The sequence below is a fragment of the Brevibacillus borstelensis genome (assembly GCF_037834415.1).
In the GTDB taxonomy this organism is placed as follows: domain Bacteria; phylum Bacillota; class Bacilli; order Brevibacillales; family Brevibacillaceae; genus Brevibacillus; species Brevibacillus borstelensis_A.
The window spans coordinates 14,793-28,136 of record NZ_JAUMSJ010000044.1; the positions used below are offsets into that span (position 1 = coordinate 14,793).

Sequence of the window (13,344 nt, forward strand, 5' to 3'; positions counted from 1 at the left end):
CAATCCTGGAAGTTTTCCCTGCTTCTCAGTCGCGAGCCCCTGCGTGACTCCCCTCTCTTTTGGGAAGCCTTCGGCAAATTTCTGCAATCATCTGCGGAGCAAACATGATCAGCCAGGGGAACATGGCAAGGTAGAACGAAAGCAGTTTTTCCCAGTACTGCACGAGCATACGGAAAGCCTCCCCATAGACGGGAGGGCCGGGAAACAAGCCCGTCACGACCCTGCCCCGCTGTATTTGCGCACGCCCCAGTTCCAGACGATCAGACCGATGCCGAAAAAGACAATCCCGACGACGGGAGTAAAGGCGGCGTAGACGTACCACGTTTCCTTGCGGAGAAAATACGCCGCCGGATACACGCCGACAAAGGCAAAGGGGAGCACGTAGGTAAGCACAAACCGGATCACCTTGTTGTACACGTCGACCGGATAGCGGCCGTACTGCTGAATATTCCAGATCATCGGCGAAATCCCTGTCCGGGAATCGGAGAAAAAGCTGATGGCCGCGATAGCCGTGTAGACTCCGCCGTAGATCAGCATGCCGCTGACGACGAGACCGACAAACAAAAACGGATCGTACCACGTAAATGTCAAATTGAGCCGGATGGCGGCGTAGCCCATGATAATCAAACCGGTTATGACGCCAAAAATCCGGTCCGGCGCGATCGACTCCAGACAGACCTGGGCCAGATTGTGCAACGGCCTGGTCAGGACGCGGTCCATCTCGCCGCGGATGATATACCGTTCATTGAAATCCCAGAAGCCGAAAAACATCGAGAACAGCGCGTACGGGATGAGAAAGAAGCCGTAAATAAAAATGATCTCGTCGCGCGACCAGTCGTTGAGCAGCGGCACATGCTGAAAGACGACGACGATAAACACGAGGTTGATCAGCTCATTGATCAAATTGGAAACGAGCTCTCCAAAAAAATCGGTCCGGTACGCCAGCCTCGTTTTGAAATACTGTCCAAGGTATGTTCCAAAAATACCCAAAATATGCTTGATTTCACCCATTGATTCCTATCCTCCCTGCACGACCAGCTTGGTCTGGGCTTTGCGCCACAGGACGTAGATCGGGATGAGAATGACGACGACCCAGACTGCCTGGAATCCGATCATTTGCCACGCCCGAGACGCCGGTATAGCCCCGGTAAAGATGACGCTGGGATAGTAGTTGATCGCCTGAAACGGCAGATACCCCATCAGCGTTTGCGCCCAGCCGGGGAAAAAGCTGATCGGCAGCACCAGACCGGACAGAAGATCGACCACTACCCGTTTGGCCCGCATCATGCCGTCATTGCGGAAGAGGAAAAAGGTGACAAGGCCGGTCAACAGATTCAACTGCGTATTGATGATAAACGCGAACAGGAGACTGATTAGATACATGCCCCACGCTTCGGACGTGCTCGGGAAATGAAACGGAATGAGCAGGCTGATCAGGAAAATGCCGGGAGCGGCGAAAAAGAGCATGCGGAAAATCCCTTCCCCGAACGCCTGGGCCGTCTTTACCGACAGATAGTTGTAGGGGCGGATCATTTCGATCGCCACTTTTCCCTCCCGGACATCCTGCGCCATCTCCATATCGATGTTGTTGAAATAAAACGCGCGCGACATCCAGGCGACGGCGACATACGCCGTCATCTGTTCCACCGAAAGGCCGCCGAGCTGCTGCTGTCCGCCGTAGATCGCTCCCCAGAGAAAGTAGTAGGCCCCGATGTTGATCGCGTAGATGATGATGCCGCTGTAGTAGTTGACGCGATAGGCAAGCAAGGTCAGAAAGCGGATGCGGATCAGTTCCAGGTAAAGCTTACCCATGGCTGACTACCTCGCTGTCTGTGGAGTAGATGTTGCGAACGATGTCCTCGGTGCTCGCTTCCATGATTTTGACGTCGCTTATGTCGAACGAAGACATCACCGTGGACAAGACGAACGGCAGCATTTCCTGGCTGCGGGCCACCTTTACGCGCATGGCAAAGTCGTTTTCCCGGACAATCTCACAGGGCAGCTCTCCGAGGACAGCCCGCACCTCTTCCGCTGTCGTCCGCTTCTTGAACTGAAAGGCCACTTCCGTCCCATTTCCCCACTTTTCCTTCAGGTTTTCGAGCAATCCGTCAAAAATGAGCTTGCCTTTGTCCATTACCAGCACCCGCTTGCACAGCGCCTCGATGTCGGTCACATCATGCGTGGTCAAAAGGATCGTCATGTGTTCGGTGTCGTTTACATTTCGCAAAAACTCGCGAATCTTTTGCTTGACGAGGACGTCCAGACCGACCGTAGGTTCGTCCAGAAACAAAAGGCGCGGCTTGTGAATCAACGCCGCAGCCACCTCGCAGCGCATCCGCTGGCCAAGGCTCAGCTTGCGCACCGGCTGGCTGACGAACGAACCGATGTCCAGCTCCTCGATCAATCGGTCAAGCCAGCGTTGTCCCTCTGTCTCTTCAACCTTGTAGACGCTTTTCAACAGACGGAAGGACTCCAGCGGCGACAGGTCCCACCAAAGCTGCGAGCGCTGTCCAAACACGACGCCGATGGTCTGCACGTATTCCTCCCGCTGCTTTTGCGGGACATAGCCGTTGATCACGATCTCTCCGCCGCTCGGGTTCAAGATGCCCGTCAGCATTTTGATCGTGGTTGACTTCCCCGCCCCGTTTTCTCCGATCAGAGCGAACATTTCGCCTTCCTCCACGGAGAAGGAAAGGTCGTCGACCGCTTTGACTGTCTTGTATTCCCTGCTGAACAAGTCGCGAAACGCGCCGCCCAGACCGGCGCGGGCTTGATGGATACGAAACTCCTTTTGCAAATGGTTGACTTGAATCATAAATGAACCGCCCTTTTTGTGCATGAGAGTAAGATTCCATTGCCTAGTGTAAATGAGCCGGTTGATTTCTGCAAAGATCAATGTGCTGCCAACTGTATCTTCAACATCTAAAGCCTGCGGAGGCTGAAACGGCGCCCACTGCGGCTAGTTCTCGGGGAGGTGAATCACTACGCCTGTTTTGTCATCGGCAGGCTTGAACCGCGGGTAGGCGATACACTCCGGATCGTTTTTTTCCAGCAAGACCAGTTCTTCTGTATACGTTTGGAGCCCTTTTTCCAGAATCGGACGTACTGTTTTCTCCCAGCCGACGCTCCCCTCTCCACGGGCAACCGGCCAGAACAGCCCATCTGTCAAAAGGAGCACTGCCTTCAGGCCGATCCGGTTGATCCTGCCGTATTCCAGATAGTCTCCGCTGAGCGGCTCGCCGTTCAGGACGCCGTATCCACCCGGCGCATTGGCCTGATAGCGATTGTGAACGAGGATGTGACGTACGCTTTCGATTAATTCCGTCCTCGTGATCAGGCCTTGGCGGATGCCTTCCTCCCACTTCTCCATGGCGACTTTCTCCAGATGACTGACCTGCAGATGAGTCAAGACGCGAATCGTATCATCGGCATACACCGCAAAGATCATGCAATCTCCCGTCTGGGCGTAATGCAGGTGGGACTGATCGAGCCTTACTACGGCTGCAGCTGCTCCCCACAAGGCTTCCTTTTGACTCAAATCGACTTCTTCGGAGATCATATGATCGCGAAGACTTTCGTTGGCTGCGAGCAGTACAGACGGCAGATCAGTGTCTCTTCCGATCGTTGCCAGATGATCGCGAACGATCTGCGCGGCCATCGCTCCCCCAGTCTCCCCTGTTCTGCTCACAAACGGTACCAGCGAGGAGACACCGTCAATTACAGCAAATACTTGCTGCCTAGTATTTACCAAAAAGCTGTCTTCATTGTTGCCGCTATAACCGGGTATAGACAACGTTTCAACGTTCATTCGCCCTCTTCCCTTCCGCTCTGGTTTTCACATAGCTGGCCCAAGCCGGAACAAGCCTTTTCAAAGGTTCGCTTGGAAGCTGCCAGGCTGAATTGTATCACTTTTCCAAATACGGTTCCAGTTGCATCTCTGTCGATTACGCCCACCGCCAATTGTGATAAGATGAAGATGGACTTATGGACGAAAAGAGGGAAATGAAAATGAACCGCGAACAATCTGCCCGCCTGCATGAACAGGCGATGGAAGTCATCCTCGGCGGGGTGAACAGCCCCTCCCGCTCTTTCAAAGCTGTCGGCGGAGGCGCTCCTGTCACGATGGAACGCGCGCAAGGCGCCTATTTTTGGGACGTCGACGGAAACCGCTACATAGATTACTTGGCCGCATACGGGCCGATCATTACGGGCCATGCCCATCCGCATATCACAAAAGCCATTTCGGAAGCGGCCGCAAACGGGACGCTGTACGGCACTCCTACTCCTTGGGAAATCAAATTTGCGACCATGATTCGCGAAGCCATCCCGTCCATGGAACGGATTCGCTTCAACAACTCCGGGACGGAGGCGGTGATGACCTGCATCCGCGTGGCTCGCGCCTATACGGGCAGGGTCAAGGTGATTAAATTTGCCGGATGCTACCACGGCCACTCCGACCTCGTGCTGGTCGCAGCGGGCTCCGGCCCATCCACGCTCGGCATTCCGGACAGTGCGGGCATCCCGCAAAGCATCGCAAGCGAAGTGATTACCGTGCCGTTCAACGACACCGAAGCGTTCAGAGAAGCGATCCGCGTCTGGGGAGCGGAGACGGCCTGCGTGCTGGTCGAACCGATCGTCGGCAATTTTGGAATCGTTCCGCCAAAACCGGGCTTTTTGGAAAGCGTAAATGAGATTGCTCACGAAGCAGGCGCCCTCGTGGTCTACGATGAAGTGATTACAGCCTTCCGCTTCTGCTACGGCGGGGCGCAAAACTTGCTCGGCACAGAGCCGGATTTGACTGCGCTCGGGAAAATCATCGGCGGCGGACTTCCCATCGGCGCCTACGGCGGACGTCGCGAGATCATGGAGCAAGTGGCTCCGCTCGGTCCAGCCTACCAAGCCGGGACGATGGCCGGAAACCCAGCCTCCATCCGCGCCGGCATCGCCTGCCTGGAGGTTCTCAAACAACCAGGCGCATACGAGGAATTCGAACGCCTCGGAGCCATGCTTGAGGAAGGGATCCGGCAATCAGCAGACGCTCACGGCATCAAGGTGCAGATCAACCGCGTAAAGGGGGCGCTTGCCGTATACTTTACGGACAAACCGGTATACGACTACGATACGGCCCAGGCTGCGGATGGCGAACGGTTTGCCCGCTTCTTCCGGCTCATGCTGGATGAAGGCATCTGCCTGGCTCCATCCAAGTATGAAGCGTGGTTTGTCACGACCGCCCATACGGAAGCGGATATTCGGGAGACGATCACGGCTGTGGACCGCTCGTTTGCCAAGCTCTAAGAAGTCTAAAGTTTGCGGGTAGCCGAAATGCAAACTTTTACCCCGTCATCATACAGCGCGGCTGCGCTTCGGGAAGAGGCGACAGTATAAGTCCCTTCTGCTGCCCGGAAAGATTTGCTTGAACCTATCGTGGGCTTCTTCCGCATACTAAGCGGGACAGCATACCACAGCAGGAGGGATTTTACGTGTCCAAAGGGGAGAAAACATACCCGCAAGCGCCGGAAAAGACGATGGACCCAAAAATGAGCTCCAAGATGATGGAAGTCGTCGGCTTTCAAAATCCGCGAAAGACGGAACACCACAAGACGCAGGAGCACGACCGCTAATCTTTCAAATCTTCAGCTTAACGCATGCCATCCTTGATGAAGCATGCGTTTTTTTGTGCCCGATCCCGATGATTCACGTGCATAAATATGCATATTTTATCAAGAAAAAACATTTTATCAAATTTAAAACGCTTACATTTACATGATTATCCAAAGCCTGATTGTGTACTCCATTCATTCATGTTATTCTTAGCACTACTATTTTGAAGTTTCCGACTATTAACGAAGGAGGTGGAGGGTCAGTTCGTCTGACCGCAACCATGAGAAACTACCTGCAGAAAGAAGCAATCGAAACCTTTCAAAACTATCACAGGATTGAACACGATAGCTGCGGAATTATTTGTGTCATCGAAAAATCAGGGAGCCCTACGCGAACAAACGTGGATGAAACCATCCGCTCCCTGATTCAAATGGAGCATCGCTCCGGATTTATCGACGGAGAAGGAGACGGGTGCGGAATCCTGACGGACATCCCTCGCGCCCTTTGGTCCTCCTACCTTCAACAGGCGGGGCTTGACGGTGATTTCGCCTACGACAAGCGCTTTGCGGTGGCCCATCTCTTCGTTCCCCAGTCCGGTCACGACCCGCAGGAAGTCCAAAACCGGATCCGTCAGCTGTTTGCCGAGCATTCCATCGACATTCTGCTTGAGCGGGTACAGGAGGTGGACTCTGCCGCTCTCGGGAAAAATGGAAAACGGGACGAACCGCTCTTCTGGCAAGTGGCTTTGTTTCCAAAGGAGGACTTGGCCGGCTACCCGTATGCCCAGCGCCTGTTTGAGCTGCAGATTGCCATCGAAGGTGCCCACCATGTTCACGTCGCTTCCCTCAGTCCCTACACAGCTGCGTACAAGGTGATGGGCGCCGCCTCCATCCTCCCCCGCTATTTCCGCGATTTGGCCGATGATCGATTCGCGTCGTCGGTGACGATCGGACACAATCGCTATTCGACCAACACGCTGTCCAACTTCTTCCGGGTCCAGCCGTTTTCGCTGCTTGGCCACAACGGGGAGATCAACACGATCAGCAAGCTGGAGGAAGAAGCGCTCCTTTTAGGCGTCCCGCTCGTCGAAGGCGGAAGCGACTCCCAGAATGTCAACCGGACGGTGGAAACTTTTATCCACCGCTACGAGCTCAGCTTGTTTGAAGCGATGGAAATTGTCTTCCCTCCAATCCATCACGAAATGAAAAACCTGCCTATTCATCTGCAGGACCTGTACGCCTATCTGCGCCAGGCCTGGGGACATTTTGCCCAGGGACCGGCCGGCATCGTTTCCCGCTATGGAAATGAGTGCTTATTCAGCGTCGACGCGCTAGGCCTGCGTCCGCTGTGGATGGTGGAAAGCGCAGCCTCCTACTACTTCTCCTCTGAGCAGGGAGTCATCCCCGTTCACCAGATGGCAGCCGAGCCGAAATCTTTGGCCCCCGGCGAAAAGGTCGGCATTCTCCTCCATGCGGATCGGGAAGCGGAAGTCGTGCCACACCACAGCCTGCAGCAATTGGTCCATGACCGTTTCACGAACAAGGTAAAAACGGATGGCTGGCGGCAGCACCTCTATTTCGCGTACGAGGCAAACGCCCTCGTTTCCGAGCCTGATGCAGAACCTCCTACCTCTTCGGTGTACAGCGCATTCGGCTGGGATCGGGAGCAAATCCAGCTGGTCGAGCAGATGTCTGCCAACGGCGTCGAGCCGATCCGTTCACTCGGGCATGACGGGCCGCTCGGCGCTCTGTCCAAGGAGCGGCAAAACTTGGCCGATTACCTCAAGGAAAGCGTTGCTGTCGTAACCAATCCGGCGATCGACCGCGACCGGGAAATGGAGCACTTCTCTACCCGCGTCGTCGTCGGCTCACGCGTCCCGCTCTGCTCAAAGCCGGCCGCCGGATTGCGTCTGGAGCTGCCTTCTCCCGTGCTGTTTGAAGGTCAGTCGCTGCAGGCCGCCGCTGAACAGCAGGGCACCTTCTCGCTGGAGCAGGTCATCCATTATCTGAACAACCACCCCTCCAGCATTTCTCTGGTGTCCACCTCTTTTTCGAAAGGAGAGGGGCTGGAAGGCGGTTTGAACCGAATAAAGCAGACGGTTGTGCAAGCCGTACAGGGCGGTGCGGTGCTGGTCGTGCTAGACGATACGGAAACGCATCGGGACGACAAGCTTTGGATCGATCCTCTGCTGGCGGTGGCGGCCGCTGATCAGGCGCTCAAAGCCGTTTTTCTGAAAGACGGAGACAATCTGCGCCGCCGCGCCTCGCTCTTGCTGCGCTCCGGCTCTATCCGCTCGCTGCACGATCTCGCTCTGGCACTCGGCTTTGGCGCGGATGCCGTGTCGCCGTATTTGATGTTCGCCACAGCCTTTGCCAAGGATGGGGTGACATCGGCCACGAACTTGTACAGCGCGTTGAACAAAGGGCTGGAAAAAGTGATTTCCACCATCGGCATCCATGAACTGCGCGGATACGGACGCCTGGTTTCTTCCATCGGTCTGCGCGAGGAACTGGCTTCCGCCCTGTCCATCATCAACTTCTGCGGCTCTGCCGAGTCGGGGCTTTCCTTTGCCGACCTGGAAGAAGACAGCAGCCGCCGCGCGCAGGATTACGCGAGTCAAACAGCCCGGGAAGCCAAGACCTTCCACATCTTCCCGCGCCTGTGGAAGCTGATCGGACAAGTCGCGGCAGGAGACATTCCTTACGCCGACTACGCGCAAAAGCTGGAGGAAAACGAGCGGGAGAACCCGATCGCGATTCGCCATGTAACCGACTTCGCCCTTGACAAGAGCATGCGGCAGGGACAGGATCAGGCGGAAGCGGAACAGGTGGACCTCAGTGTAGGCAGCCATTCCTTGCCGTTCCTGATCTCCTCCATGTCCTTTGGTTCACAAAACGAAACGGCTTTCCGCGCTTATGCGGAAGCAGCGGATCAGCTGAACATGATCAGCATGAACGGGGAAGGCGGCGAGATCAAAGACATGCTCGGCCGTTACCGGAAAACGCGCGGAATCCAGGTTGCTTCCGGCCGCTTCGGCATCAATATCGAGCTGGCCAATGCGGCAGACATCCTGGAAATCAAGATCGGCCAAGGTGCCAAGCCAGGCGAAGGCGGTCACCTGCCAGGCTCCAAGGTAACAGCCAAAATCGCCGCTGCCCGCAATGCGACGATCGGCTCTGACCTGATCTCCCCGTCCAACAATCATGACATTTACTCGATCGAAGATTTGGCGCAGATGATCACCGAACTGAAAACAGCCAATCACGAAGCCAAGGTTTGCGTCAAGGTGCCAATCGTCCCCAACATCGGCACGATTGCCGTCGGGATCGCCAAAGCCGGAGCCGACTTCATCACGCTCTCCGGGTTTGACGGCGGTACGGGAGCGGCCCGCGTCCACGCCTTGCAGCACGTGGGACTTCCCGCCGAGATTGGCGTCAAGGCAGCCCACAACGCACTGCTGGAGGCGGGATTGCGCCACAAGGTGGAGCTGTGGGCAGACGGAGGCGTGAAAAGCGCCGCCGATGTCGTCAAGCTGATGCTGCTCGGGGCAAACCGCATCGGGTTCGGTACGCTGGCCATGATCGCGGTAGGCTGCACGACCTGCCGAGGCTGCCACCTTGATACTTGCCATGTCGGGATCGCCACGCAGATCGACTCGCCCGAAGAAGCGCACGAAAAGGGACTGCGCCGCTTTGTTCCGCGTCAGTTCGATATGGCGGTGGGTGGCCTGAAAAACTTCTTTACCCTGTTTGGCGAAGAAGTGCGCCGGATTACAGCGGCGCTCGGCTTTACCCGGACACAGGATCTGGTCGGACGCTCCGACCTGTTGGTGCAAAGCCGTCTTCTGGAGAGGATCGATCTTGCTTCTTTGCTTGCGCTCCATCCGCGGTACGGCATTGTCGCAAGCGTCCAAGAGGTCCAGGAAGACAGCCGCGTGCTGGTGGCGGCCGGCGCAGTCGCAGGAGAGACCCGGGATCGCTATTATCAGGCGGATCTCCCCATCCAGGAGACCTTTAGCAGCATTCTCTCGGGCGAACGCGTCCTCGGAAGCCGCTGGTCCGGCGCGCGGGTAAAGGAGCATCTGGACGGAAGCTACGCCTCTCTGCCGGAAGTCTCGCTGCACTTTACCCACGGCAGCGTTCCGGGCAACGGGCTGGCCGCCTACAATGCGCAGGGCGTCAACATTCGCGTCCAGGGAGGCGCACAGGACGGGGTAGGCAAAACCGGATTTGGCGGACGCGTCTCGATCCTCAAGGCGAAGGGAATGAACGGCGCTTACATCAACGGCTCTGTCGGCAAAAGCTTCTGCTACGGGGCGCAAAAAGGGCTTTTTATCGTCCAGGGCAACGCCGACTCCCGCGCTTGCATCCGCCTTTCCGGCGCCGATGTCGTCTTTGGCGGCGAGATCACGCAGCCGATCAACGACCAGCTGGGAGGCATCGGAGCTCGCGCCAACCTGAAGGGCTTTGCCTTTGAATACATGACAAACGGCCGCGCTGTCGTGCTCGGCGATCCAGGGCCGTGGATCTGCGCAGGGATGACCGGCGGCGTCATTTACGTGCGACTTCAGCCAGAGCTCGGCTTTGACCGCGCCGCGCTGGAGCGCCGCATCGCCAAGGGAGCAAAGGTATTTTTGTACCAGCTCGACGATACCGGAAAGAACGACGTCCAAGAGCTGCTTTCCGCTTACAAGGAAGAGCTGCTCGCCGTGGAGCAATACGAAACAGCCAGCCGCATTCAAAAGCTGATCGAGAATCCGGCCGACCACTTCCTGATGATCTCTCCGAAAAAAGAGCAGGCCGATCCGTCTGTCTCGACAGAGTAAAGCAGTCCCACGCAAGCCTTTATTCCCAACTCTTCCCCACCAGGGAAGGGTTCTTCTTTTTTACACATATCAACATCCATTTATATTGTCAATAATAGTCAAAGATTGTACAATAGAAGAAAAGACACCGCCACATCCGGCCGCCTTGTCACAAAAGTGCCCCAGAATCAGCCATGCGCGTTTATCCTCCTGGATTGATGAATACACCATGACCTCTTCGCACAGGGACGTTTTTCACAGAAAAAATGAAACCGACGTCCTGTTAAATCGTAAAAGCAGGTAATGGGCACAATAGTTGGATGTTTGATTCATGGTACATTTATTTGAGAAAATGAGGAGTGATCACTTCATGCTGTTGTTTCACCCCATGGATTTCCTGATTTTCATTGCTTTCGGTCTTTCGCTCTGGGCCCAGTTCCGCGTGAAGGGGACCTTTAACCGCTTTGCGGATGTGCCCGCTTCCTCCGGTCTCACCGGGGCCGAGGCAGCCCGCAGAATGCTGGACGCGAACGGCTTGACCAATGTCCCTGTTGAACACATTCCCGGTACGCTGACTGACCATTACGACCCGATTTCCCGCGTCGTTCGCCTGTCCGATCCGGTATATATGGGCAATTCGATTTCCGCGATTTCGGTAGCCTGCCACGAGGTAGGCCACGCAGTCCAACATAAAGTGTCCTATCCGATGCTGGTGGCCCGCCACCGCATTTTCCCGATCGTCAACCTGGTATCCGGCGTTGCTCCGTTTATGCTGTTGGCCGGCTTCTTATTCCAGGCTGCCAATCTGATACTCCTGGGGATTCTCTTCTTCTCCGCGGCGGTTGCCTTCCAGCTGATCACACTGCCGGTCGAGTTCAACGCCAGCAGCCGCGCGAAAACGATGATGGTGAAAATGGGCTTCATCCGCAACAACGAAGAAGGCGGCGTCAACAAGGTTCTCGGTGCCGCAGCCCTCACCTATGTGGCGGCTGCCCTGATCTCCGTGCTGGAGCTGATCAAGTACATCATGATCTTTACCAACACACGGGAGGAATAACAGGCTCGCTGACGCGTCCTGCTTTGATTGAAAGGAATATCCACGCGAGGTACAGCTCCCTTTTCGGGACTGTACCTTTTTCGTTCCCAATTTGTTAGGATAGGTTTGGAAGGAGGGGAAGCAAAATGGTTATCGGAATTATCGGATTAGGGAATATGGGACAGATGCTCGTCAAAGGCTTGTGCAGGAGCCGGGCCGTTTCCCCCGGCGACATCGTCGTCTTCAACCGCAGCCGGGAAAAGGCAGCCGATCTGCAGCAAAGCTTTCCGGTTCAACTCGCCGATTCCGCCCAGGAGACAGTCGATCGGGCAGACATGCTGTTTATCTGTACCAAGCCTCTGGACGTACTGCCTGTACTTCGGGAGTTGACCCTCCCCTCCAGGCTGCATCTCGTCTCTGTAGCGGCAGGCGTCAGTGTGCAAGACCTGGAGACGATACATAGCGGCCCCGTGAGCAAGGTGATTCCGACTGTCACCTCGGAAGAGCTGCGCGGCGTTTCGCTGCTCGTAAACAGCAGCCGGGTAAGCGAGAGGCAACGGAAAAGCTTGCAGCTGCTCCTCGGCGCGCTTGGAACAGTTGAGGAAGTTACGGAGGAAAGCGTCGAAACCGCCACGATCCTGACCAGCAGCGCTCCCGGCTTGATCGCGGGCATATTGGAAGCGTTCGCCCAGGCCGCAGTCCGTACATCCCCTGAGCTTGGGATCGATACCGCCCGGCGGATGCTTGTGGAAACATTGGCAGGCACCTCCAGGCTGCTGGAAAACCAGCAAATGGGATTTGACCAGATGATGGAAAAGGTCGCGACCAAAGGCGGCATCACCGAGGAAGGGCTGGCTGTATTGGGCCGGGCGCTGCCGCAAGCTTTTGACGAGCTTTTCTCCATGACTGGCGAAAAGCACGCGTTGTTAAAGCAGAAGGTACAAAAACAGATTAACGACAACAAAGGAGACCTGACATGAAAATCGGATGGATTGGACTCGGCAATATGGGCATTCCGATGGCGAGCAACTTGCTCGCGGCCGGGTATGACGTTTACGTATGGAACCGCACTCCCGAAAAGGCAGAGCCGCTCACCAGCCTCGGCGCCGTCTTTGCCGGCTCGATCGAGAAAGCAGTGGAAAGCTGCGACATCATTTTTACGATGGTGAGTGACGACGATGCCGTCAAATCCGTTTACACGGGACCAGGGGGATTGCTGTCCACCGCCGATGTCCGGGGCAAGCTGGCAGTGGATATGAGCACGGTTTCCCGGGAGACCTCACGATTTCTCGCGGATCAATGCCAGCGGGTCGGGATGCGTTTTGTGGACGCGCCCGTTTCCGGCAGCGTGGGGCCGGCGAAGGAAGGACAGCTGGTCATCATGGCAGGCGGAGAGCGGCAGGATTTTGCACAAGTGAAGCCGCTCTTGGACAAGCTGGGTAAGGTGGCGCTTCATCTCGGGCCGAACGGGGCGGGGACCTCCGCGAAGCTGGCGATTAACCTGCTCTTGGGCATTACTGTCCAGGGCGTGGCGGAAACGCTGTTGTTCGCCCGCAGCATGGGCATCACTGCCGAACAAATGCTGACGATCATCTCCGAAAGCGCTGTCGGTACGCCGCTGATCCGCGGCAAGGCTGCTTCCATCCTGGCCGACGACTATCCGGCTGCTTTCGCCTTAAAGCACATGGCCAAGGATTTGCGTCTGGCTCGTGAAGCGGGCGTCTCCTCCCCTCTGGCGGAGTCGGCAGCGGCCAGCTATCGGACAGCACTGGAAGAGGGATTGGGCGATCTCGATTTGACGGCCATCCTCCGTTTTCTCGATCCGGAAAAAAAATAATGGCCCTTGATGACAATGGCCGGAAAAATCGTTCATTCAATTCAAAACGCTGGAAATAATAAGCAT

Annotated in this window: 11 protein-coding genes; 6 read left to right on the forward strand and 5 right to left on the reverse strand. The window is 56.2% G+C overall.

The window, feature by feature from the left end; genetic code table 11:
- Positions 1–25 precede the first annotated feature (25 nt).
- The 5 genes from Q3F21_RS23680 to Q3F21_RS23700 all read right to left on the reverse strand — a co-directional run bounded on the left by Q3F21_RS23680 (position 26) and on the right by Q3F21_RS23700 (position 3,808).
- Positions 26–169 carry a hypothetical protein gene (locus tag Q3F21_RS23680; RefSeq protein WP_340258506.1) on the reverse strand — a complete coding sequence of 48 codons (144 nt, stop codon included), beginning with the start codon at positions 167–169 and terminating at the stop codon, positions 26–28.
- Between the two features lie 44 nt (positions 170–213).
- Positions 214–1,011, reverse strand: coding sequence for an ABC transporter permease (locus tag Q3F21_RS23685; protein ID WP_340258508.1), 798 nt, complete (start codon positions 1,009–1,011; stop codon positions 214–216).
- A 6-nt stretch (positions 1,012–1,017) separates the two neighbouring features.
- Entirely contained in the window at positions 1,018–1,812 is a 795-nt protein-coding gene (locus Q3F21_RS23690) for an ABC transporter permease (RefSeq protein WP_340258510.1), read from the reverse strand.
- On the reverse strand, positions 1,805–2,815 hold the full coding sequence (locus tag Q3F21_RS23695; protein ID WP_340258512.1) for an ABC transporter ATP-binding protein: 1,011 nt from the start codon (positions 2,813–2,815) through the stop codon (positions 1,805–1,807). Before Q3F21_RS23695 ends, Q3F21_RS23690 begins: the two co-directional genes overlap by 8 nt.
- Before the next feature lie 144 nt (positions 2,816–2,959).
- Positions 2,960–3,808 (reverse strand): protein phosphatase 2C domain-containing protein, encoded by an 849-nt coding sequence (locus tag Q3F21_RS23700; protein ID WP_340258514.1) that lies wholly within the window; start codon positions 3,806–3,808, stop codon positions 2,960–2,962.
- Between the two features lie 200 nt (positions 3,809–4,008).
- Between Q3F21_RS23700 and Q3F21_RS23705 the strand changes: the two genes are divergently transcribed.
- From Q3F21_RS23705 to Q3F21_RS23730, 6 genes are all read left to right on the forward strand, one after another.
- Complete coding sequence (locus tag Q3F21_RS23705) at positions 4,009–5,295, forward strand: glutamate-1-semialdehyde 2,1-aminomutase (RefSeq protein ID WP_340258516.1); 1,287 nt, start codon at positions 4,009–4,011, stop codon at positions 5,293–5,295.
- A 185-nt stretch (positions 5,296–5,480) separates the two neighbouring features.
- A complete protein-coding gene (locus Q3F21_RS23710) occupies positions 5,481–5,621 on the forward strand; it encodes a hypothetical protein (protein ID WP_340258518.1) in 141 nt (46 codons plus the stop codon).
- Positions 5,622–5,881: 260 nt separating this feature from the next.
- Positions 5,882–10,426 (forward strand): glutamate synthase-related protein, encoded by a 4,545-nt coding sequence (locus Q3F21_RS23715; protein WP_340258520.1) that lies wholly within the window; start codon positions 5,882–5,884, stop codon positions 10,424–10,426.
- Between the two features lie 352 nt (positions 10,427–10,778).
- Complete coding sequence (locus Q3F21_RS23720; protein WP_340258566.1) at positions 10,779–11,462, forward strand: zinc metallopeptidase; 684 nt, start codon at positions 10,779–10,781, stop codon at positions 11,460–11,462.
- Between the two features lie 125 nt (positions 11,463–11,587).
- The gene (locus Q3F21_RS23725) at positions 11,588–12,421 is read left to right on the forward strand and encodes an NAD(P)-binding domain-containing protein (RefSeq protein WP_340258522.1); all 834 of its coding nucleotides are present in this window, start codon (positions 11,588–11,590) and stop codon (positions 12,419–12,421) included.
- Positions 12,418–13,278: an NAD(P)-dependent oxidoreductase gene (locus Q3F21_RS23730; RefSeq protein WP_340258525.1), complete on the forward strand. Its 861-nt coding sequence runs from the start codon at positions 12,418–12,420 to the stop codon at positions 13,276–13,278. The genes Q3F21_RS23725 and Q3F21_RS23730 overlap by 4 nt, the downstream gene beginning before the upstream one ends.
- Positions 13,279–13,344 lie beyond the last annotated feature (66 nt).